This window comes from Pseudarthrobacter oxydans (assembly GCF_030812335.1).
GTDB lineage: Bacteria > Actinomycetota > Actinomycetes > Actinomycetales > Micrococcaceae > Arthrobacter > Arthrobacter oxydans_B.
The window spans coordinates 134,707-155,734 of record NZ_JAUSSN010000009.1 but is presented as its reverse complement, the minus strand read 5'-3'; the positions used below and the strand labels follow the sequence as shown (position 1 = coordinate 155,734).

General features: G+C 65.4%; 20 protein-coding genes. 11 read left to right on the top strand and 9 right to left on the bottom strand.

Features of this window, described 5'->3' with window-relative positions; genetic code table 11:
* Nucleotides 1–32 precede the first annotated feature (32 nt).
* From J2W14_RS15755 to J2W14_RS15740, 4 genes are all read right to left on the bottom strand, one after another.
* Entirely contained in the window at nt 33–1,361 is a 1,329-nt protein-coding gene (locus tag J2W14_RS15755) for an enolase C-terminal domain-like protein (RefSeq protein ID WP_307464223.1), read from the bottom strand.
* Nucleotides 1,358–2,989, bottom strand: coding sequence for an aldehyde dehydrogenase (NADP(+)) (locus tag J2W14_RS15750; protein WP_307464221.1), 1,632 nt, complete (start codon nt 2,987–2,989; stop codon nt 1,358–1,360). Before J2W14_RS15750 ends, J2W14_RS15755 begins: the two co-directional genes overlap by 4 nt.
* An 11-nt stretch (nt 2,990–3,000) precedes the next feature.
* Nucleotides 3,001–3,915 carry a 5-dehydro-4-deoxyglucarate dehydratase gene (gene kdgD, locus J2W14_RS15745; protein ID WP_307464219.1) on the bottom strand — a complete coding sequence of 305 codons (915 nt, stop codon included), beginning with the start codon at nt 3,913–3,915 and terminating at the stop codon, nt 3,001–3,003.
* A 130-nt stretch (nt 3,916–4,045) separates the two neighbouring features.
* Complete coding sequence (locus J2W14_RS15740; protein ID WP_307464217.1) at nt 4,046–4,930, bottom strand: LysR family transcriptional regulator; 885 nt, start codon at nt 4,928–4,930, stop codon at nt 4,046–4,048.
* 141 nt (nt 4,931–5,071) lie between these two features.
* Here J2W14_RS15740 and J2W14_RS15735 point away from each other — a divergent pair, with 141 nt between their 5' ends.
* The 8 genes from J2W14_RS15735 to J2W14_RS15700 all read left to right on the top strand — a co-directional run bounded on the left by J2W14_RS15735 (nt 5,072) and on the right by J2W14_RS15700 (nt 14,265).
* Entirely contained in the window at nt 5,072–6,073 is a 1,002-nt protein-coding gene (locus J2W14_RS15735; RefSeq protein ID WP_307464215.1) for a Bug family tripartite tricarboxylate transporter substrate binding protein, read from the top strand.
* A gap of 5 nt (nt 6,074–6,078) precedes the next feature.
* Nucleotides 6,079–6,663, top strand: a complete 585-nt coding sequence (locus J2W14_RS15730; protein WP_307464213.1) for a tripartite tricarboxylate transporter TctB family protein — start codon at nt 6,079–6,081, stop codon at nt 6,661–6,663.
* 9 nt (nt 6,664–6,672) lie between these two features.
* Nucleotides 6,673–8,211: a tripartite tricarboxylate transporter permease gene (locus J2W14_RS15725; RefSeq protein WP_307464211.1), complete on the top strand. Its 1,539-nt coding sequence runs from the start codon at nt 6,673–6,675 to the stop codon at nt 8,209–8,211.
* A complete protein-coding gene (locus J2W14_RS15720) occupies nt 8,208–8,612 on the top strand; it encodes a universal stress protein (protein ID WP_307464210.1) in 405 nt (134 codons plus the stop codon). The genes J2W14_RS15725 and J2W14_RS15720 overlap by 4 nt, the downstream gene beginning before the upstream one ends.
* Nucleotides 8,613–9,081: 469 nt before the next feature.
* On the top strand, nt 9,082–10,215 hold the full coding sequence (locus J2W14_RS15715; RefSeq protein WP_307464208.1) for a hypothetical protein: 1,134 nt from the start codon (nt 9,082–9,084) through the stop codon (nt 10,213–10,215).
* A 25-nt stretch (nt 10,216–10,240) separates the two neighbouring features.
* On the top strand, nt 10,241–11,962 hold the full coding sequence (locus tag J2W14_RS15710; RefSeq protein WP_307464205.1) for a SulP family inorganic anion transporter: 1,722 nt from the start codon (nt 10,241–10,243) through the stop codon (nt 11,960–11,962).
* A 103-nt stretch (nt 11,963–12,065) separates the two neighbouring features.
* Nucleotides 12,066–13,682: an MFS transporter gene (locus tag J2W14_RS15705; protein ID WP_307464203.1), complete on the top strand. Its 1,617-nt coding sequence runs from the start codon at nt 12,066–12,068 to the stop codon at nt 13,680–13,682.
* A 196-nt stretch (nt 13,683–13,878) separates the two neighbouring features.
* Nucleotides 13,879–14,265, top strand: a complete 387-nt coding sequence (locus J2W14_RS15700) for an SHOCT domain-containing protein (RefSeq protein ID WP_307464201.1) — start codon at nt 13,879–13,881, stop codon at nt 14,263–14,265.
* A gap of 48 nt (nt 14,266–14,313) precedes the next feature.
* Here the strand turns inward: J2W14_RS15700 and J2W14_RS15695 are convergent, their stop codons facing one another.
* The 5 genes from J2W14_RS15695 to J2W14_RS15675 all read right to left on the bottom strand — a co-directional run bounded on the left by J2W14_RS15695 (nt 14,314) and on the right by J2W14_RS15675 (nt 19,133).
* Complete coding sequence (locus J2W14_RS15695; RefSeq protein ID WP_307464199.1) at nt 14,314–14,979, bottom strand: GAP family protein; 666 nt, start codon at nt 14,977–14,979, stop codon at nt 14,314–14,316.
* 36 nt (nt 14,980–15,015) lie between these two features.
* On the bottom strand, nt 15,016–16,170 hold the full coding sequence (locus J2W14_RS15690) for an AI-2E family transporter (RefSeq protein ID WP_307464198.1): 1,155 nt from the start codon (nt 16,168–16,170) through the stop codon (nt 15,016–15,018).
* A 49-nt stretch (nt 16,171–16,219) separates the two neighbouring features.
* Nucleotides 16,220–18,100: a glycoside hydrolase family 15 protein gene (locus J2W14_RS15685; RefSeq protein WP_307464197.1), complete on the bottom strand. Its 1,881-nt coding sequence runs from the start codon at nt 18,098–18,100 to the stop codon at nt 16,220–16,222.
* Nucleotides 18,101–18,191: 91 nt separating this feature from the next.
* Entirely contained in the window at nt 18,192–18,578 is a 387-nt protein-coding gene (locus tag J2W14_RS15680) for an SHOCT domain-containing protein (RefSeq protein WP_307464195.1), read from the bottom strand.
* A 93-nt stretch (nt 18,579–18,671) separates the two neighbouring features.
* The gene (locus tag J2W14_RS15675) at nt 18,672–19,133 is read right to left on the bottom strand and encodes a hypothetical protein (RefSeq protein ID WP_307464194.1); all 462 of its coding nucleotides are present in this window, start codon (nt 19,131–19,133) and stop codon (nt 18,672–18,674) included.
* Nucleotides 19,134–19,432: 299 nt separating this feature from the next.
* Between J2W14_RS15675 and J2W14_RS15670 the strand changes: the two genes are divergently transcribed.
* From J2W14_RS15670 to J2W14_RS15660, 3 genes are all read left to right on the top strand, one after another.
* Nucleotides 19,433–19,651 carry a DUF2252 family protein gene (locus tag J2W14_RS15670; RefSeq protein ID WP_307464371.1) on the top strand — a complete coding sequence of 73 codons (219 nt, stop codon included), beginning with the start codon at nt 19,433–19,435 and terminating at the stop codon, nt 19,649–19,651.
* 18 nt (nt 19,652–19,669) lie between these two features.
* Nucleotides 19,670–20,047, top strand: a complete 378-nt coding sequence (locus J2W14_RS15665; protein ID WP_307464192.1) for a PLDc N-terminal domain-containing protein — start codon at nt 19,670–19,672, stop codon at nt 20,045–20,047.
* A 109-nt stretch (nt 20,048–20,156) separates the two neighbouring features.
* Nucleotides 20,157–20,987, top strand: coding sequence for a class II glutamine amidotransferase (locus J2W14_RS15660; protein ID WP_307464190.1), 831 nt, complete (start codon nt 20,157–20,159; stop codon nt 20,985–20,987).
* The last annotated feature ends 41 nt before the right edge of the window (nt 20,988–21,028 follow it).

Sequence of the window (21,028 nt, the reverse complement as noted above, 5' to 3'; positions counted from 1 at the left end):
GCGGGGTTCAGGGGCGGCCTTGGCCGCACCGACTAGCGGACCAGGCAGGGCCGCTTGGGGTCAAATGTCCAGCCGTCGACGTAGCACTGCATGCCCATGCTGTCGTCGCGGGCGTCAAGCCCGTGCTCCAGATACAGCTGGTGTGCCTTGTCCAGAGCAGCGCGGTCCAGCTCGATTCCAAGCCCCGGAGCCGCCGGAACTTCGATCGCGCCGTCCCGGATCTGCAGCGGTTCCCGGGTCAGGCCCTGGCCGTCCTGCCAGATCCAGTGCGTGTCCAGCGCCGTGATCTCGCCCGGGGCGGCCGCTCCTGTGTGGGTGAACATGGCCAGGGAGATGTCGAAGTGGTTGTTCGAGTGCGAGCCCCAGGTCAATCCGAATTCGTGGCATAGCTGCGCCACCCGGACGGAGCCGTGCATGGTCCAGAAATGCGGGTCGGCCAGCGGGATGTCGACTGCGTTGCTCCGGATGGCATGGGACATCTCGCGCCAGTCCGTGGCGATCATGTTGGTGGCCGTTCTCAGCCCGGTGGCGCGGCGGAACTCCGCCATCACCTCGCGGCCGGAGAACCGGCCCTCGGCGCCGCAGGGATCCTCGGCGTAGGCCACCACGCCCTGCATCCGCTTGCCCAGGCGGACGGCTTCGTCCAGGAGCCAGGCGCCGTTGGGATCCAGCGTGATCGGTGCGTCCGGGAAGCGCCGGGCCAGGGCAGTGACCACATCCACCTCGGCGTCGCCGGAGAGCACGCCGCCCTTGAGCTTGAAGTCGCTGAAGCCGTACCGTTCCTGGGCCGCTTCGGCCAGGGCCACCACGGCCTCGGGGGTCATGGCCTCCTGCCGACGCAGCGTCTCCCAACGGTCTGCCGGGTCTTCCTCCACCAGGTACGGCAGGTCCGTCCGGGCGTGGTCGCCGATGAAGAAGAGGTATCCGAGCATCGGTACCGAGCCGCGCTGCTGCCCGTCGCCCAGGAGTTCCGCGACGGGGACGCCGAGGAACTGGCCATGGAGGTCCAGCAGTGCTGATTCGACGGCGGTGACGGCGTGGACGGTGGTGCGCAGGTCGAAGGTCTGCAGGCCCCGGCCGCCGGCGTCGCGGTCCGCGAACGCCGTCGAGACTTCCCGCAGCAGCGAGCGGTATCGTGCCACGGGCCGGCCCGCGATCAGCCTGCCGGCCTCCTCGATGGTGCTGCGGATCTTCTCCCCGCCGGGCACTTCACCGAGGCCGGTGCGGCCGTCCGAATCGGTCACTATGACGATGTTGCGGGTGAAGAACGGGCCATGCGCGCCGCTGAGGTTCATCAGCATGCTGTCGTGCCCCGCGACGGGAACGACTTCGACGTGGGCAATGGTGGGCTGCGTGGTCACGCGTTGACCTCTGCTTTCTCGGTTGCTGCCTCTTCTGCTGCGGCGGCTTCAACGACGCCGTCGACCCGGCGGTTCAGCCGCCACGGATTGCCGTCCCGGAGCGGCGCCGGCAGCAGTTCCTGCGGTAGGTTCTGGTACGCGACCGGCCGCAGGAAGCGGTTGATGGCCAGGGTGCCCACGGAGGTGGTCCGGGTGTCCGAGGTGGCGGGGAACGGGCCGCCGTGGACCATGGCATGCCCGACCTCGACGCCGGTGGGCCAGCCGTTGACGATGATCCTTCCGACCTTCTGCTCCAGTACCGGCACGAGGGGCGCCGCCAACGGGTAGTCGGCCGGGGCGAGTTGCAGGGACGCGGTGAGCTGACCCTCGAGCCGGCTGGCGGCGTCGATCAGTTCGTTGGTGTCCGAATACCGGATCACCAGGCTGGCGGCGCCGAAGACCTCCGCGTGCAGCACGGGGTTGGACACGAACTCGGCGACACTGGTGCCGAAGATGGCGGGGGGCGGGGCGTTCTCGGTGGCACCTTCGGCGCCCAGTCCGAGGACACTGACATTGTCGGCGGAGCCCAGCGCCTCCGCGCCGGAGTTCCGGGATCCGGCGATTCCCGCGGTCAGCATGGTCTGCCCGGCACAGGCGGCTACAGCCCGGCCGACGGCGGCGGCAAATTTGTCGCCCGCCGCACCGGTGGGCGCGAACAGCAGCCCGGGGGAGGTGCACAGCTGTCCTGAGCTGCCCGTGACGGCCGCAACGTACTGCGACGCCAGCACGTCGATTTCTTCGGCGTTGCCGGTGAGGGCTCCGGGGAAGACGAAGACAGGGTTGAGTGAGGACATTTCCGCGTAGACGGGAATCGGCTCCGGCCGCGCGGCGGCGGTGCGCATCAGGGCGATGCCGGCTGACTGTGAGCCGGTGAAGCCGACGGCCTTGATCGCCGGATCGGCTACGAGGGCCTGGCCAATGCTGCTGCCGGGTCCGTAGATGAGGGAGAACACGCCCGGGTGGAGCCCGAAGTTCTTGACGGCTTTGACAATCGCCTGGCCGACGAGCTCGCCGGTGCCGGGGTGGGCGTTGTGCGCCTTGAAGACCACCGGGCAGCCGGCGGCGAGGGCGGAGGCGGTGTCCCCGCCCGCCGTCGAGAAGGCCAGCGGGAAGTTGCTGGCGCCAAAGACTGCCACCGGACCCAGCGGGATCTGTCGCTGCCGGATGTCAGCCCGCGGCAGGGGAGCGCGGTCCGGCAGCGCGGGGTCGACCCGGACGCCGCGGAAATCGCCCTGCCGGACAACCGCTGCGAAGAGGCGGAGCTGGCCGGCGGTGCGTGCCCGCTCGCCCTGCAGTCTCGCGGTCGGCAGGCCGGTCTCGAGACCGGCGCGCGTGATGAGCTCCTCGCCGATCGCCTCGATGTTTTCGGCGATGGCCTCCAGGAAGCCCGCATGGGTCTCCGGGTCAAGGGTGCTGAAGGACGGGTAGGCTGCGGCGGCGGCGGAGGTCGCCGTCGCGAGCTGTCCTTCGGTCAGCAGCGAGTAACCGGGCTCCAGCAGCTCGTTGGTGGCGGGGTTGTAGCCATGGGCGGTCTTGCCGTTCCCGGCTACCGGCTGGCATGCGATCAGTGAGTGTCCGTTGAGGGTCACGGTGCGTCCTCCTAGGAAAGGGTTGCGATGAGGGCTGTGAGGTCGGCGAGGTCCTCCGGTGCGAGGTTCTGCAGGGGTGGGCGCACTCCGCCGGCGGAGCGGCCAATCGCGTCGAGGCCGCCCTTCACGATGGAAACGGAGTAGCCCTTCACCCGGTCGCGGATGTCCAGATAGGGGATCACGAAGTCGTTGAGCTTCTTGTTGACGGCAACGCGGTCGTTGTTGCGGACGTCCTGGTAGAAGTCCAGGGCGAACTGCGGGACGAAGTTGTACATCGCGCTGGAATAGGTGCTCATGCCCAGCTGGAGCAGCGGCAGGGCAAACGTCTCCGCGGTGGGAAGGCCCCCGAGGTAGAACAGGCGGTCGCCCAGCTTGGCGTAAACGCGGGCGTCGTGCTCAAGGTCGCCCACGCCGTCCTTGAAACCGATCAGGTTCTCATGGCGGTCCGCCAGGGTGGCCACCGTGGTGTCCTTGTAAATGGCATTGGCGCGGTTGTAGATGATGACGCCGAGTGAGGTGGACTCGCAGATGGCGCCCACGTGGTCGATCAGGCCGCCCTGGTCCGCTTCCGTCAGGTAGGGCGGCAGGAGCAGGATGCCGTCCGCGCCGGCCGCTTCGGCGGCCTGCGCGTTGCCGATGGCCTGCGCGGTGGATCCGCCGGCTGAGGCCAGGACGGGCACCAGTGCACCGACCTCCTCGACGGCGGCGCGGACCACCCTGGCCGACTCGTCCGGGGTCAGGGAGAATCCTTCGCCGGTGCCGCCGGCGGCAAAGAGGCCCGCCACCGGGAAGCTGGCCTGCCAGGCCAGGTGCTTGCGGTAGTTCTCCTCGTCGAATTGCAGCTGCGCATCGAATGAGGTCACGGGGAACGACAACAGGCCGTTCTTAAGGGTGTCTGCGAGTTCCTGGGGTGTGTACTTCGTCACGATGTGGTCCTCCGGATGAGCGCCGAGATGGGCGTGAGTGGGTCGGTTCCCCTCCAGCGTAGGCTCGGCGATCATGCCTGTCTAAGTTCATTTTTGTATGTATTGATACCCTCGGGGCATCACGGGGAAATTACTCCATTTGGTAGTCGAGTTCAGTCAGGAGGCGGCGCAGTGCGGGGTTTGCCACCTTGCGGTTCCAGATCGCGTGAAGTTCCACGGGTTCCCCCGGGCTGCCGCTCAACGGCAGGAATTCAACACCCTGGATCCCCAGGGCCGTGGCGGAGTGCGGCACGAAGGCGACCCCGCGCTTGGCGGCGACCAGCGAAACCATGGTGAGGATCTGGCTGACGGTGTGGACCACATTGCCGTGCTGGATGGGGAACGTTCGGATCACGAGATCGTAGAAGTACCGGGCCTGCTGCGGCGAGTGCATGATGAGCGGCTCGTCCTTAAGCTCGTCGTTGTCGATGTCCCGGCCCAGGCCTGCCAGCCGGTGGCCGGACGGGACGGCGAGGACCATGGACTCGCGATACAGCAGGTGGGAATCAAAAACATCGCGGTCAAAGGGCGGCCGGGCCAGGCCCAGGTCCAGTTCGCCGGTCTGCAGCGCCTGGATCTGCTCGCCGGTCACCAACTCCTGGAGGTCGATGTCGACGTCGGGCAGCCGCGTGGAAATCTCTTCGAGCAGCGGACCCAGGATGCTGAGGCCGCTGGCGGCAGTGAAGCCGATGCGCAGCAGGCCCGAGCGGCCGGACGCGATGCGGCGCGCGGCCACGGGGGCACGCTCGGCGAGCGCCAGCAGGCGCCGGGCCTCGTCGAGAAAGGCGACCCCCGCGTGCGTCAGCTGGACCTTCCGGTTGTCTCGCTCGAGGAGTTCCGCGCCGACGCTCCGCTCCAGTTTCTGGATCTGGCGGCTCAACGGCGGCTGCGTCATCTGCAGGCGCTCCGCCGCGCGTCCGAAGTGGAGTTCTTCCGCGACCGCGATGAAGCCGGCCAGCTGGTCAAAGGTAAACATGATGCCTTCCTGGTATCACCCTATGCATATTTGGGCTTAGACAGGCATCATAGCGGCTCCCTACACTCGATTCAGCGAACCGGCGTGATGCGGTTCACAATGCTTCCGGGGCAAGGCCCCGACCACCAACGAGGAGTTCCAATGATGCACTTCCCTTCGCGCCGCACCGTGCTCGGAGCGGCGTCCGCCGTCACACTCTTGGCGCTGACCGCCTGCGGCAACGTCGCCGGCGGCAGCACCGATTCCGCCAAGTATCCCAATGGGCCCATCAACCTCACTGTGGGACAGGCGCCCGGCGGCAGTACCGACCTGATCGCCCGGGCCATCTCCGAGGGCGCGTCCGAGACTCTCGGCGCCCCGGTGCCGGTGGTAAACAAGCCGGGTGCCAACGGCGCCCTGGCCAGCAAAGAGGTAGCCGGCAAGCCCGCTGACGGACAGAACCTGATCCTGCTCAACGCGTCCCTGATCACCATCACCCCGCTGGCGGTCACCGCGGATGAGGCTGTGAACATCGATGACTTCGATGTCATTGCCGGGTTGTCCCAGGACGACTACGTGCTGGTGGCCAGCGACAAGTCAGGATTCAAGACGATCACAGATGTGACCGGAGCTGGCCGGAACATCACCTTCGGCACCACCGGCGTTGGTACCGGCAGCCAGCTGGCGCAGACCGTGCTGTTCAAGCAGGCCGATGTGAAGGGAACTGACGTTCCGTTCGACAGCGGCAAGCCGGCACTGACCGCGGTGCTGGGCAACCAGGTGGAACTGGCCACCGTTCAGCTCGGCGAAGCAATGCCGCAGATCAAGGCCGGCAAGGTCGCCCCGCTCCTCGTCTTCTCCGAGGAGCGGAACTCCTTCCTCCCGGACACCCCGACTGCCAAGGAATCGGGTTATGACGTCCCCGTGGCCCAGTACCGGGCAGTCGCTGCCCCTAAGGGCACCCCGCAGGACGTGCAGGACAAACTGCTCGCCGCGTTCCGGGAGACCTTCAAGTCGGATGCCTACAAGTCATTCAACGAGCAGAACCTGCTGACCCCGAAGGAAATCTCCGGCGAGGAAGTTGTCACGCAGTGGAAGGACTACGCGGCCAAATACAAGGCACTGGTGGAGAAGTACAGCATCAGCCTCAACGGGACGAAGTGATCCGGGTGACAGCAACACCCAAAGTGCCCGCCGGAGACGGAAGCCACGCGGCTGTCCGCTCCGGCGGGGACGCCCCCGGCATTCCCGTTGACCTTCCGGAGGACTTCACACCGGAACAGCTCGCCGCCCAGTGGGAGGAAGAGAAGCCACCGGCCGCCGGTGCCCTGGCCAATACGGCCTCCTCGCTTGTGGTCCTTGGCGTCGGCATCGGCGCGCTTGTCCTTTCGCTGGCAATGGGGCTGGGCATCCCGGCGGCACCGCAGCCCGGACTGTGGCCGTTCATGATCAGTTGCGTCATGGTGCTCCTGGGACTTTTCCAGCTCATCGTCGGGCGGCACAACCGGGACGCCGAGAAGTTCACCCGCATGTCCACGGCGCCCCTCACCGGTCTCGTCACCCTCGCCGCCATGGTTGCACTCATGCCGGTTATCGGGTTCGAGCTGCCCGCCCTCGTCCTGTGCGTCATCTGGATGCGGTTCCTCGGCGGCGAAACCTGGCGCTCAACCCTGCTGGTAAGCGCAATCGTCGTTGCAGCGTTCTACGGCATCTTCGTCCTGGCGCTCAACACGTCCATTCCCCATCTTTTCTAGGAGACCCCCGTGGATTTTCTGAATCCCGTGATCAACGGCTTTGCCGTCGTCCTGGAGCCGACCAATCTCCTGTACTGCCTGATCGGCGTCGTCATCGGCATGCTGATCGGGGTGCTGCCCGGACTGGGGCCCGCGGCAACGATCGCCATCCTGCTCCCGCTGACCTACAACGTCGAACCCGTCACCGCCATCATCATGCTCGCCGGAATTTTCTACGGGGCACAGTACGGCGGAACCATCACCTCCGTACTCCTCAAGCTTCCAGGTGAGGCATCATCGGTGGTCACGGTCTTCGACGGCTACCAGATGGCCAGACAGGGCAAAGCCGGAACGGCCCTCGGCCTGGCTTCCATCGGTTCTTTCGTCGGCGGCACCGCCGCCATCATCGGCCTGACTTTTCTTGCGCCCATCGTGGCGAGTTTCGCCCTGGACTTCGGACCTGCCGAATACTCGGCACTGGCACTGCTCGGAATTCTGCTGGTGGCCACCATCAGCAGCGGCTCCAAAACCAAGGCCCTCATCGCCGCGGCCCTCGGCCTACTGCTGGCGACGGTCGGCCGCGATATCTTTACCGGTGAGAGCCGCTTCACCTTCGGGAGCCTGGAGCTGGCCGACGGCATCGACTTCGTCCCCATCGCCATGGGCGTCTTCGGCCTGGGCGAAATCCTCTACAACCTCGAGGAGCGCCACCGGGCGGCGAAAGCCCCCTCCAAGGTCACGAACGTATGGCCCTCGAGACAGGATCTCAAGCAGGCATCCGGGTCCATCGGACGCGGCTCAGTCCTGGGCTTCTTCCTTGGAATCCTGCCCGGCGGCGGCGCGACCATCGCCTCCATGGCGTCCTACGCCATGGAGAAAAAACGTGCCAAGCAGCCCGAGCGTTTCGGCAAGGGAGCCCCGGAAGGCGTGGCCGGACCGGAAACCGCCAACAACGCGGCCGCGACGTCGTCGTTCATTCCGCTGCTTACGCTGGGGATCCCGGCCAACGCCACCATGGCGTTGATGTTCGGTGCCCTCCTGATCCAGGGCGTCACCCCGGGTCCGCAGCTCGTCGAGGAGAACCCGGAGTTGTTCTGGGGCGTCGTGAACTCGATGTACATCGGCAACATCCTGCTGCTGATCATGAGCCTGCCGCTCGTGGGCCTGTTCGTGAAAATCCTTCGCGTGCGCGCAGCCATCCTGGCCCCCGTCACCGCCCTGATTACGTTGCTGGGCGCCTACACCATCAACAACAGCATGTTCGACGTCACCCTGGTGGTGGTCTTCGGCGTCATCGGCTACCTGATGAAGAAATTCGGCTTCGAACCGGGACCGCTGGTGCTGGCGTTCGTCCTGGGCTCGCTCCTGGAAAGCTCCTTGCGGCGTTCGCTGCTGGTCTTCGGTGGCGACCCGGCGGGCTTCTTCAGCCGTCCCATCTCCGCGACCCTACTGATTGTCTTTGTGCTTGTGGCAGTCCTCCCGGGCATCCGCGCACTGCTCGCCAGACGGAAGGCCTCCGATTCGGGAGCGCCCGCACCGGAATACATCAAGGAGAAGGAGAACGTATGAGCATCATAGTCGGATTCGTCCCCACACCAGCGGGAGAGGCCGCGCTCACGGCGGGCATCGCCGAAGCGCAACTCCGAAACGAAGACCTCGTCATCGTCAATTCGGCCCGGGAAGGTGCCCTGGTGGACAAGGCCGTGGCCACTGCCGGGCTCCTCGAGGAGGCCGCGAAGCGCGCCACGGACGCCGGTGTCAGAACGTCCGTGCTGCAGCCGTCGTATCAGCACGACCTCGCCGACGAGTTCCTGGAGCTCGCGCGGGAGGTCAACGCTTCGCTGATCGTCATCGGACTCCGCCACCGCTCCCAAGTGGGCAAGTTCATCATGGGCAGCCATGCCCAGCGCATCCTGATCCAGGCTGACCGGCCGGTTCTCGCCGTGAAGGCCAACGGCGCAGGGCGCTAGGACGTTCCCAGCGAGCGGTCCAGGAAAAAGGGGCGGGCCTGAACCAAACGGTTCAGGCCCACCCCTTTGTTCGTTCCCCGAAGGCCAGGGGGCCGACGACGGCTGGGGGGAGAGAACCCCGGTCTCAGAGGGTTCTCAAGCGTCGCCGACCCCGTCTCACACCGGACCCCCAGACTCCGGCAAGTAAACGTACTCGGTCCAACACCTCGCAGCATTCGGCAGGGGTGCGGACCTACTACCATTCAACACCTTGAATGCGGGAACGGCGAGAAGTATCTGATGTCCCCCAGGAAGTATCGGCCGAAGCGTTTCATCCTTTCCGGGTGACGGCACCCGGGCGGGGCAGTCGTAGCGTTGGCGGTACCCCGGAAACGGACCGGGCCCCGCGGCGTTTCGCCCAAAACAGGACGAGCCGCCGGCAACGGCGGCTCTCCAGGACCCCCAAAGCCCAGGCGAAGCGAAGTGAACGATGATAATCCTGAACCAACATGATGCGGTCACGGCCGAGTCGCGGGCGCTCATCATCGGCAGTGCAGGCTTCCTTCTCCTCGGCGTGGTCGCATTCCTCCTGGTGGGGAGGGAGCCCGTTGCTTTGTCCGGACGGGGCTCGGCGGGCGACATCGCCGCGCTCGGGACGGCGTTCCTCGGCGCCGCAGCGGTGGTGGTCGGTTCCCTGCAACGCCTGAGGCCGGAACCGTCCCGGCCCGCCGCGGGCGGCCGGACACGCCACAACATCGACATCGCAGCCCTCGCGCTGGCCCACGCCTGCATCTTCCTGCTCGGCTGGCTGGCGCTGTTCTCGATCTTCCAGCGGGCGTTCGTGGGTGCAGTGCTGTACTCCCTGGCCGCGGCAATCCTCGTCGGGGTCACCGGAGCCATCAGCGCTTACATCGCCTACTTGTCGGCAGTCACGATGAACGCCTACCGGCTCGCCGCCCTCCTCGCCGTCTTCCTCGTCACGGGTGTCCTGACGAGCATGCTCACCGCAGAAGACCCGCAGTGGTGGCAGGAAAACCTCAGTGCCCTCGGCACGAGTTCCGACGTGTCCGGGGCGGCGTTCAACGTCACGCTGATCGTTGCCGGCGTCGTGGTCACCACCCTGGCCGGATACTCCACCAGGACGCTCGAAGCGACGGCCGATACCGCGCCCTCGCGCCGCCGGGTCCGGCAGCTGGAAGGCGGCATCATCCTCATCGGCATTCTCCTCGCCTGCGTGGGACTGTTCCCCGTCGATGAGCTGTTCTGGCTCCACACCGCGGCAGCGTCCGGCATGGTCGTGGTGTTCGGAACCCTGATTGTCCGCATGCGTTCGCTGGTCCCCTCGATCCCGGCGACGTTCAACGTGTTGGGATTGGTGTTCCTGGCGGTCATTGCCTTCGCCGTGGTGATGTACTTCCCTGTCGGCTACTACAACCTCACCGCCGTGGAGCTCATCGCGGCCTCGCTGGTCTTTGCCTGGCTGATCGTCCTGATCCGCAACCTCGCTGCCGTCGACGCCGATCAGCTCGCGGCCGGCCCGCCGGCCCTTCCGCTGTCCCAGCGCACCGACACCGCCGGCAATACCGCGGCACCCGGAACGGACAGGACCGCCGCGGGGTCCTGAAGGCTGAGCGACAGGGGGACGAGACATGAAGAAATTGCAGCCGGGACGCCCGACCGGGTTGCCCATCGCCGGCCAGCTCCGCTCCTACGACCGCGCCTGGCTGAGGGGCGACCTGATCGCCGGGGTGACCGTCGCGGCCCTGATCGTTCCCAAGAACCTGGGGTATGCCGGGATCGCGGGTATCCCGCTGCAGAACGGCCTCTATGCGGCGGCTGCCGGCGCGATCGTGTACGGAATCTTCGGCTCGTGCCGGCAGATCTCGATGGGTCCAAGTTCGGGCCTGGCGGCGGTGGCCGCGAGCGCGGTGCTCGCGGCCGGCATCACCAGCGGGCCGGATGTCGCCTCGTTCGTTGCGGGAATCACCCTCGCCTCAGGCGTCCTGTTCCTGCTGCTTGCCGTCCTGAGGATGGGCTGGATTGCGCAGTTCCTCTCGCGGGCGGTGGTCACCGGCTTCCTCTTCGGCGCGGCGATCGACGTCGTGATCGGGGAACTTCCAAAGCTCACCGGGACCGAGGTCACCGGCTCCAACCCGATCCAGGAACTGCGGTCGTGGCTGGGGACCTGGGGCGAGGCGCAGCAGACCACCGTGATCGTGGGCGTCGTCTCGCTCGTTGTGGTCTTCGGACTGAAGGCGGTCGCGCCCAGGGTTCCCGGCGCCCTGGTCCTGGTGGTGGGCGGACTGCTGGCGGCGGCGGTGTTCGATCTCGGGGCGAAGGGAGTGGCCTTGGTGGGCGATGTGCCTAGCGGGCTGCCGCGGCCGGAGATCCCGGACGGCCAGCTGATGTGGGACAACGCGGGAACCGTCGCCCTCGCTGCGGTGGCACTGGTCCTGATCGGCTTTTCCCAGACCGCGGGGGATGCGCGGGCGTTCGCCGCCAAGCACCGCTACCAGATTGACATCAACCAGGAGTCCGTTGCCCAGTCGTTCGCCAACATGGCCGCAGGAGTCTTCAAGGGTATGCCCGTCTCGACGAGCCTGTCAGCGAGCTCGCTCAACGACCACTCCGGAGCGAAGACCGGCCTCGCCTCGCTCACCTCCGGCGCCACCGTCCTGCTCACGCTGCTGTTTCTGGCGCCGCTCTTCTCGAACCTGCCCAAACCGGTGCTGGCGGCGCTGATCATCGAAGCCGTTGTCATGGGCATGATGAACGTGCCGGAGATGCGGCGGCTGGCCCGGGTGCAAAAGTTTGACTTCTGGATTGCCGTCGCAGCCATTGTCGGCACCCTCATCTTCGGAGTCCTCGCCGGTGTCATCATCGGAATCGGACTCTCGCTCATCTGGCTCGTCGGTGTGGCCACCCACCCGGAGATGCCGTCCCTCGGACGGGAGCGGGGCACGCAGGTCTTCCGCGAAGTGTTCGAGCACCCCGGTGACGAGGTGATTCCCGGGGTGGCCGTGATCCGGTTCGACGGCGGCCTCTTCTTCGCGACGGCGGACGCACTGGAGGATCGCCTGCGCGAGACGATCCACTCAACGTCCGGTCTCACCGGCATCGTCCTGGACTGTGGCGGGATCAATTTCGTCGACTCCCAGGGCGCCGCAAAGATGGCAGACATCGCGGACCTCGCCCGGGAGGCCGGCGTCACCCTGCGGCTTGCCCGGCTGAAACCCGCCGTCCGGGCCATCCTCGCAAGGGACGGGGTGATCGAGCGCATCGGCGCGGAGCGAATCCACGGCAACATCTACCGGGCCGTGGAGGCGGAAGAGGCTGCGGCGAACAAGGCACGCGACGAGCAGCAGGGTTAGCAGCCTGACGCCAAGGTCACCCGCCGGGAATGATTTGCCCGGCAGGCCGACTGGCTAGCTTTGGGGGAGCAGCACATCCGACAACCCCGGGAGTCGATGACAGATGGAAAAGCCGGACGACGGCGTCACCCCGCCGGAGCCTTCCAACACTCCGGCGGAGCCCTTTAACAGCAGGCTAGCGCTGTTGCTGGCGATGGCCATGTTTGTGCTGGTGGTCGACACCTCGATCATGAACGTTTCGATCTCCGCCGTGGTGAGGGATATCGGCTCGACCGTCAGCGGCCTCCAGTCAGCGATTGCGCTCGAGGCGCTGGTGTCCGCCGCATTCATCCTGATCGGCGGAAAAATCGGCGACCTGATCGGGCGGAAGCGCGCCTACGTGATCGGTCTGGTCTGTTATGCCATCGGCGCCGTGGCGATGACGATGGCGCAGAGCCTCCTCCCGATCATCATCTTCTGGGCCGTGATTGGCGGCCTGGGGGCCTCGCTCCTGCTGCCCGCCATGCAGTCCCTCATCCATGGCAATTTCGAGGGAGCGGAGCAGAAACGGGTCTATGCGCTGGTCGGCGCCTCGGCGGCGATCGCCGCGGCGGTGGGGCCCCTGCTCGGCGGGTTCATCACCACGTTCCTGTCCTGGCGCGTCGCCTTCATGCTTGAGGCGCTGATCATCGCGGTCGTGCTGTCCGGGATCAAACTCGTTCGCGACGTGCCGTTCGAAGGTTCCCGGGAACTGGATATCTTCGGATCAATCCTGTCGATCGTGGGCATGGGCGGCGTCGTGCTCGGCATCCTGGTCTGGCAGGAAGGCGGCGAATCGGTGGGCGCACTCCTGGCCGTCGGCGCGGTCGGACTGGGCGGCCTGGTCTACTGGCTCCTTCAGCGCAAACGCCGCGACAAGCCGACACTGCTGGACCCGGATCTCTTTCAGTCGAAAGCGTTCCGCTTTGGTGCCACAGGCCAGATGCTCCAGCAAATCGCCCTCGGCGGCACGATGATCGTGCTGCCCATCTACCTGCAGATGGTGCTCGGATACAACGCGATGGAGTCAGGGCTGTCGATTGCCCCGCTTTCGCTCACGATGTTCGCGGTGGCCATGCTCGCCGGTAAGAGGTCCGGGACGCGGCGCCCGGCGAGCCTCATACGGTGGGGCTTTCTGCTCCTGATCGTGGGTCTGGTGGTGCTGGTTCCGATCGTGCCGCGTGCGGACTCCGGCTGGTGGCTCCTGATCCCGCTGATCATCTCAGGTGGTGGCCTGGGGCTGCTGGTGTCCCAGCTCAACAACTACACGTTGTCCCCGATCTCGGACGAGCGCGTCAGCGAGGCCGCCAGCGTGAACTCCGCCGCAGGGTCGTTCGGTCTGTCGTTCGGGCTCGCTTTTGCCGGCGGCATCATGCTGGCATCGCTCTCGACCATCTTCATCGGCATGGCCACGTCCAGCACGGTACTCGCGCCCGATCAGCAGCAGCAGGTCGCGACGGTCCTGGAAGAGGACGCCCAGGTGATGAGCGACGCGCAACTCCAGCAACAGCTCGCCGGCCAGCCGGAGGACATCCAGAATGAAATCATCCGCATCAACACGGAGGCACGGCCCCTGGCCCTCCAGATCGCGTTGTTCGTGCCGATCCTTGCCGGCCTCGCCGGACTCGGCACCTCCTTCCGCATGATGCGGCTACCCGACCCCAAATCCTCCGGCACCGGAGAAGGGGCCATTTTGGGTTGAGAACTGCAGAGGCCTTCCCTTAGAGCGGGAATTAACCCTCCGCGGATGAGGAATTCACCGGGGCTCCGGGCAGAAAATGATAATACCTGCCAGTGGTCAGGCTGCCAGGCGACTACCCAGACCGGCAGTTAGCTCCATTCCCACCCGAGGCTGCGTCCACGTACAAAGCCGCATCAATTGAAAGTAGGGCAGCCACATGAGTTTCTGGGAGAATTTTTGGGACATTTTCTGGTGGTTCATCTGTGTTTACGCATTCTTCGCATTCCTGTTCGCGCTATTCGCGATCATTGGCGACATCTTCCGCGACAAAGAGCTGAACGGCTGGTTGAAAGCAGTCTGGATTGTTTTCCTGGCCTTCGTGCCCTTCCTGAGTGTGCTGGTGTACCTGATTGCCCGCGGTAAGGGCATGACCGAGAGGATGATGGAACGGTCCCGCAAGCACCAGGAGGCCTCCGATGCGTACATCCGCCAGGTGGCCGCAGCGAGCCCAACCGACGAGATTTCCAAAGCCAAGGCCCTTCTGGATGCAGGAACCATCAGCCCTGACGAGTACGAAAAGATCAAGAGCAGCGTCCTGGTCTGACGACAGGCGCTCTGGCGTCGCAGCTCTGAACGGTGCCGAAGGGTCCGTTCAGAGCTGGACTACGGTGTAGCCGAGGATGAAAACGCCGATCGCCAATGTGGCGATTGCCGCAATCGTCTGGCCGTTTCGCTGCATATACGTGTAAATGGCCGTAAGCGGCACCTCGGCCCGCTCCGGGGAATGCATCCAGACGGCAATCGGCACAACGACTGCCGACTGGGTGACGACGGCAAAGGCGAGGACGAACAGGGCCCCCTGGAGCACCGGGGGTTCCCGGACGCCGATGAGTGCGCCGGCGGTGACGGCAAGCAGGATTGCCTTGGGACGCAGATTCAGCCCCAGGCCCAAGACTACGTATTCCCACCGGTGTGCGGTTTGGAACCGCGTCTGCATTTTGCCCAGTAAAGCGCTGTCCCCCTGGCTTCTGTGCCCGAAGAGGTAGAGGGCGTAGGCGATCAGGAAGAATCCGATCAGAAAGCCGAGCCACGACAGGAGCTCGTCCTGCTTCCAGGCCGGCGTGCCCGGCAGGAATTGTAGCCCGACAGCCGAGAAGCCGACCACGGCGATTGATCCGGCGACGCTGCCGACCAGGAAGGGCACTGCGCCGCGGCGTGGCTCGGGGGAGAGCAGGATCATGATGGTGATACTGACGGGCACGGTGCTGATCGCCCCGGCCAGGGCGAACAGCACCAAGCTGGGGATGACGCTCAGCACACTGTCACCTGGCCTGGGGAACTGACCGATGGCATGTCATGCCTTCGGTGGGATGCCGGGGCCCGGGTTGTCTGATCCCCGCCGTGCCCGGCGGGCGCGGATCGCGTCGTCTTCTTCCTTGAGGATTGCCTCAAGGTCCTTGTTGTCTCCGGTCAGCGGCCGCCACCACGCGATGGCCGGGTCGGAGTCCAGGAGGATAGTGCGGGCAAGGAGGGTGAGTGGCACGGCGAGGATGGCGCCGACGGGCCCCAGGATGACCGCCCAGAAAAGCACGGAGGTGAACGTTATTGTCTCGCTGAGGGCCACCGCATTGCCGACATACTTGGGCTGGATGATGGACTGGATGACACTGTTGATCCCGCCATAGACAACGATGACGGCCAGGGCAGTGGGCCATCCGCCGGTGAGGAATCCGAAGAACAACGGCGGGATGATCGCGATGAAGTAGCCGATGTTTGGAATGAAGCTGCAAATGAAGGAGAGCAGCCCCCAGAGCAGGGCGCCCGGGACCTGCAGGAGGAGGAGGATGAGCCAGTTGAAGAGTCCCTGGGCTACTCCGAGGACGGTGGTGGCGATCATGTACCGGCGGACGCCGCCGCCAAAGCCGTTGAATGCCGTTACCAGGGCCGGCCGGTGGTAGTTCAGATGGGTCAGCAAAGCCGGCACGCGCGAGCCGTCGACCGCCATGAGGATCAGCATCGTCAGAATCACCACGAGGCCGCCCGCAATACTGGTGAGGTTGCCCAGGATTCCGCCGAGGAATCCGATGATCCGCCCGGGGGTAAACCCCTGCACGACTGCCTGCGTTTGCTCGGGGCCGAAGCCCACTGATTCCAGCCATTGGGTGATGGAGGCACCCAGCTGTTCAAGTTGGGGGGCGTATTGCGGCAACAGCGCGGAGAATTGGGCCAAAGAAGCAAGCAGCACTGCGGCGAAGCCGGTCAGCAGGGCGAAGACGGCCGCGATAGTGGACCCGGTGGCGAGTCCCCGGGGCACTCCGTGCCCTTGCATCCAGCGCCGGAGTGGATGAACGCAGAGTGTCAGCACGAAAGCAAAAAACACTGGGGTGAAAATCCCCCGCATCGCGGCAAGGCCGAAAGCCACGACCGTCGCGCAGGCAAGCGTGAGCAGGATAACCGCGGAACGGGGGAGGGCAGGGCGTGGAAATGAATCCACTGGTTCCGGCTCCATGGGCCCTCCTTCGTTCGGCTCGGACACGGTGTGAAGTCGCGGGAGCCGCTTAGTCGTGACCGCGTACCCTCGGCGCCCGGCGCGGGCGGCCGCGTGGGTGCGCCGTGTCGTCCAGGCGGTCATTCAGGGTAATGGCGGCATCGATGAGGGCGAGATGCGTGAAGGCCTGCGGAAAATTGCCGATCTGTTCACCCGTGGGGGCGATTTCTTCGGAGTACAGGCCGAGGTGGTTCGCGTAGGTCAGCATCTTTTCGAACGTCAGGCGGGCATCATCCACCCGGCCCGCCCGTGACAGGGCATCGACGTAGAGGAACGTGCACAGCGAGAAGGTACCTTCGGAGCCGCGGAGACCATCGGGCGAGGCGCTGGGGTCATAGCGGTACACCAGGCTGTCGGACACGAGTTCAGCATCCATGGCGCGGAGGGTCGACTGCCACATGGGTTCACCGGGCGCCACGAAGCCGACTTGTGACATCTTCAGCAGCGACGCATCGAGAACTTTCTCGCCGTATTGCTGCACGAAGGCCTCACGTTCGGTGCTCCAGCCTTTGGCCATGATTTGGTTGTAGATCGCGTCGCGCTCGGTGATCCACCGCGCTAGGGGCCCCGGACGACCGTGGGCCGTCGCGAGTCGGATGGCCCGGTCGAAAGCAACCCAGCACATCAACCGCCCGTAGGTGAAGTCCTTCCGACCGCCCCGCGTCTCCCAGATGCCTTCTTCCGGCTGGTCCCAGTTGTCGGCGAGCCACTCCAGCAGTTCGCAGATGGCAAGCCAACCGGGGTGCCCGATGCCGTCGCCGATCCGGTCCAGGGAGTACACGGCGTCCAGTGCTTCGCCATAGATGTCCAGTTGAAGCTGCCCGGCAGCGCCGTTGCCGATGCGCACAGGATGGGAGCCTCGATAGCCTTCCCAATCAGCCAGGACTTCTTCATGGAGTTCGGGGTTGCCGTCGACGCGGTACATGATGTTCAGCGGGCCGGTGTCGCTCTCCAGCCGCTCGGTGATGCGGTCGCGGAGCCACAGGCTGAAGGCGGCGGCCTCGTCGACGAAACCCATTCGGATGAGGGTGTGAACCGAGAAGGAGGCATCGCGTATCCACGTGTACCGGTAGTCCCAATTGCGTTCACCGCCGACTTGTTCCGGCAGGCCGGCGGTGGGAGCCGCCACCAGGGCCCCCGTCGGCGCATAGGTCAGGAGCTTCAGCGTAATGGCCGACCGTTCCAACTCTTCGCGCCAGCGCCCGGCATAGGTGGATTGGCTTACCCAGTCGTGCCAGAAGCGCGCGGTCTCATCGAGCATCCGCTGGGCCTGCGCGGGAGCCACCTTCCGTGGCACAACGTCCGGACCCGTTTCCAGGACGACGCCGCGCATTTGGCCCTGCTCGAGGCGCAGGGAGACATGCAGGTCACCGTCCTCGGTGGGTTCGTACAGGCCGGCCCGGTCGTCCCCCGCCTCACGGATGAGGCTGAGTGCCAACCGGGTTTCGCCGGTGTCGAAGATCGCGCCGTCTTCGCTGATGTTCAGGTGGTGGGACCGCCGGCCGTAGTCGAATCGGGGCGCCACCTCAACGTTGAACGAGATATGTCCCCGCACACATCGGAGCATGCGCACCAGCCGGTGCTGTTCGCTGGCCGACTCACCCGTGATCGGCATGAAATCCATCAGTTCGCCGACGCCGCCCTCGGTGAGGAACCGTGTGATGAGGACAGCCGTGTCGGGCAAATACAGTTGCTTGGTGGCGAAGGCCTCGTCCACGGGCCGGGTGCTGAAGTGGCCGCCGCGGGAACGGTCCAGCAGGGACGCAAAAATGCTGGGCGAGTCGAAACGGGGACTGCAGAACCAATCAAGAGTGCCGTCCGTGGATACCAGCGCCGCAGTTTGCAGATCACCGATCAGGCCATGGTCTGCGATCAGTGGGTATTCGTTCAACTGGGCGACCTTCCGGGTACTCTTCCTCGGACAGCGAATCGACGTTCATCAGCGCAGGCCAACGCCGCAAGCGGTCACGTCGACGGATGTGTCAGCTCATGACCCTGGTCTTGAGCCTCTGGAACTCGTCAGGGCTGATGGTTCCGGAGTCCAGCAGGGCCTTCGCCTTGGAGATCTCCTCGGTTGGGCTCGCGGTGGCTACCTGGCGGATGTAAGCATCGGCTTCCTCCTGGTTTCGCCGGGCCCGTTCCATGGACCGTTCGGTCATGCCCTTGCCGCGGGCAATCATGTACACCAGGAGCGTCAAGAACGGAACGAAGGCCAGGAAGATGAACCAGACGGCCTTCCACCAGCCGCTCAGTTCATGGTCGCGGAAAAGGTCGGCGATGACGATGAAGAGCGCGTAGAGGAAGGCGAAAATGGCATACACAATAAAGAACCACCAGAAGATATCCCAGAAATTTTCCCAGAAACTCACTTGGCATCCCTACTTTCGATTGTTGCGGCGTGAACCCTTATGCAGGCTTGTTTGAAATGGTGCCGGTTGCAGGCGCCCGGAGCTGTCGTGTCGTCAGCACTGAACATCAGTCACGAGGTCGCTCAGTGCGGCCTGGACGTTGGCAGCTTCCTCCTGTAGAGAGTCGGCCGCCTCGCCGAGCGTGGTGTCGTCGTTGATCTCATTGACGGCCGACGCGAACTTGTCCTGAGCCGACCTGACAGCATCCACCCGACCCTGGGCCTCGCCCCCTATCGCCGTGACCAGGTCGTTGTAGGTCTTGACCACCTGATCCCGTGCCGCCCGGACCTGCTCCACGGTGGCGCCCGGCACGAGGGTGTCTTTGAAACCTGTCAGGGCGTCGGCGTAGGCATCGGCCGCAGCGCAGACCGGAGAAACGGACGCCTGCGGGCTGGACGTGGTCGCCTGCGGGGTGGAGGTGCTCGCTGGCGGGCTTGGCGTCGTGCAGCCGGCGAGAAGCACGACCGCGGCAGCGAGCGCCAGCAGTCGTGCGAGGACTGGTTGTGGTCTCGACATTGGAGGCCCCTCTCAGATGGGCATTCGCCTGGCAGCCCAATCACTGGCAGGTAAGACCATCGTTAGCCCGCGCCGGGCCCCGGGGATCACCCGGCGGGGGTGATATCAGGGGGCCGCTGGAGCCACCCATTGGGCCCCGCAACAGGGCCACCTGATCCGCTCCCGACCTCGTCCGGGAAGCGGGCAGGATCGGGGCCGGAGGACTGTTCCGGCGGGGAAAGGAGTGTGGGATGATGCGCTCATGCGCGCCAAAGAACTGACGCAACCGCCGGCGTTCTGGACGCCTCGGGCGTGTTCACATCCGCGCGCCCCCGGCACGGGCCGGCCGTGAAAACCGCACGGGCCATTGGCAAAGCACCGGCAGCGCCTTCATCCTCGGGTATCTGGGCGGCAGCGAGGCCTTTGACGAGGCGCTGGCGGCTTGGGCCTGTAGCTACGCGGACCAAACCGAAGCCGACCATGCGGCGCTGGAACAAGCGGTCCAATCGGGCCGCCTGGCCGCTCAACGCGGCGTGTAACGTCTGGGAGGAATTGCCGTGACTTTCTGGGACTTCTTTTGGCTCATGATGTCGTTTCTGCTTTATGTGTCGTACCTGGTGGTTCTTTTTCTGATTGTTAAGGACATTTTCGCTGATTCGACTCGTACCGGATGGAACAAGGCAGTCTGGGTGCTGGTTCTGCTTCTTCTGCCGGTCCTCGGCGGTCTGGCGTACCTGATTGCCCACGGGCAGTCCATGTCCCTTCGGCAGGCGGCCCGGAACGATGTGGCAAGGGAAGATTTCGACGACTTCGTCCGCCGGACAGCCGGTACCAACCCCGCGGAACAAATCGCCCAGGCCAAGGCCTTGATGGACGACGGTGCGCTGACGGCCGAGGAATTCACCGCGCTCAAGCAACGCGTGCTTCGCCAGTAAACCGGAACGCAGGCAGCGGCGGACGAGTCACCCGCAGGAGGTGATGCGCGGACGCCTTGCCCGGTGATGGAATCGTGAGGGACTCCCGCCTGAGTAGAAGGAGAAAGACATGTGCCGCTGGCTCGCGTATTCGGGTTCGCCCGTCCGTTTGGATGATCTCCTGTACAAACCCACCAACTCGCTCGTAATGCAGAGCAAACACGCGCGCATGGGAGTTGAAACCACCAACGGGGACGGCTTCGGCGTCGGCTGGTACGGAAACGCGCCGTTTCCCGGCGTCTTCCACAGCACGGAGCCGGCCTGGCATGACCGCAACCTGCGTGAGCTCGCAGGGCAGGCATCGGCCGGCCGCGTCTTCGCGCACATCCGGGCCACGACCGGCACGGCGGTCCAACAGACGAACTGCCACCCGTTCCGCCACGGCCGGTGGCTGTGGATGCACAACGGCGTCCTCACCGACTTTCCCAAGGTGAAGCGGGACCTTGCCATGGCCGTCGATCCCAGCCTCTTTCCCGAGATCGAGGGATCGACGGACTCGGAGATGTTCTTCTATCTCGCCCTCACCTTCGGCCTGGAACAGGACCCCCGCGCGGCCGTTGCTGCAGCGGTTGGGCTCATCGAAGACGTCGGACGGCGCCATGGCATCGAACACGCGATTCAGATGACGGTAGCAACCACCGACGGCGACACCACGTGGGCGTTCCGCTACTCCAGCGAGGCCAAGTCCCGGTCACTCTTTCACAGTGCTGACATCGCAACCCTTCGTGCCCAGTACCCGGACAACCCCACGCTCCATGAGCTCTCGGACGATGCCCGGTTGGTCGTCTCCGAACCGCTGGGGGATCTTCGGGGGGCCTGGCAGGAAGTGCCGGAGTCCACCTGCGTCGTGGTGCACGGGGGCGGAGAAGACTTGTTCGCGTTTGCTCCGTCAAGAGCCTAGCGCCGGGAGCGGTTCACGACCCCGGGGCACCTGAGCATCAC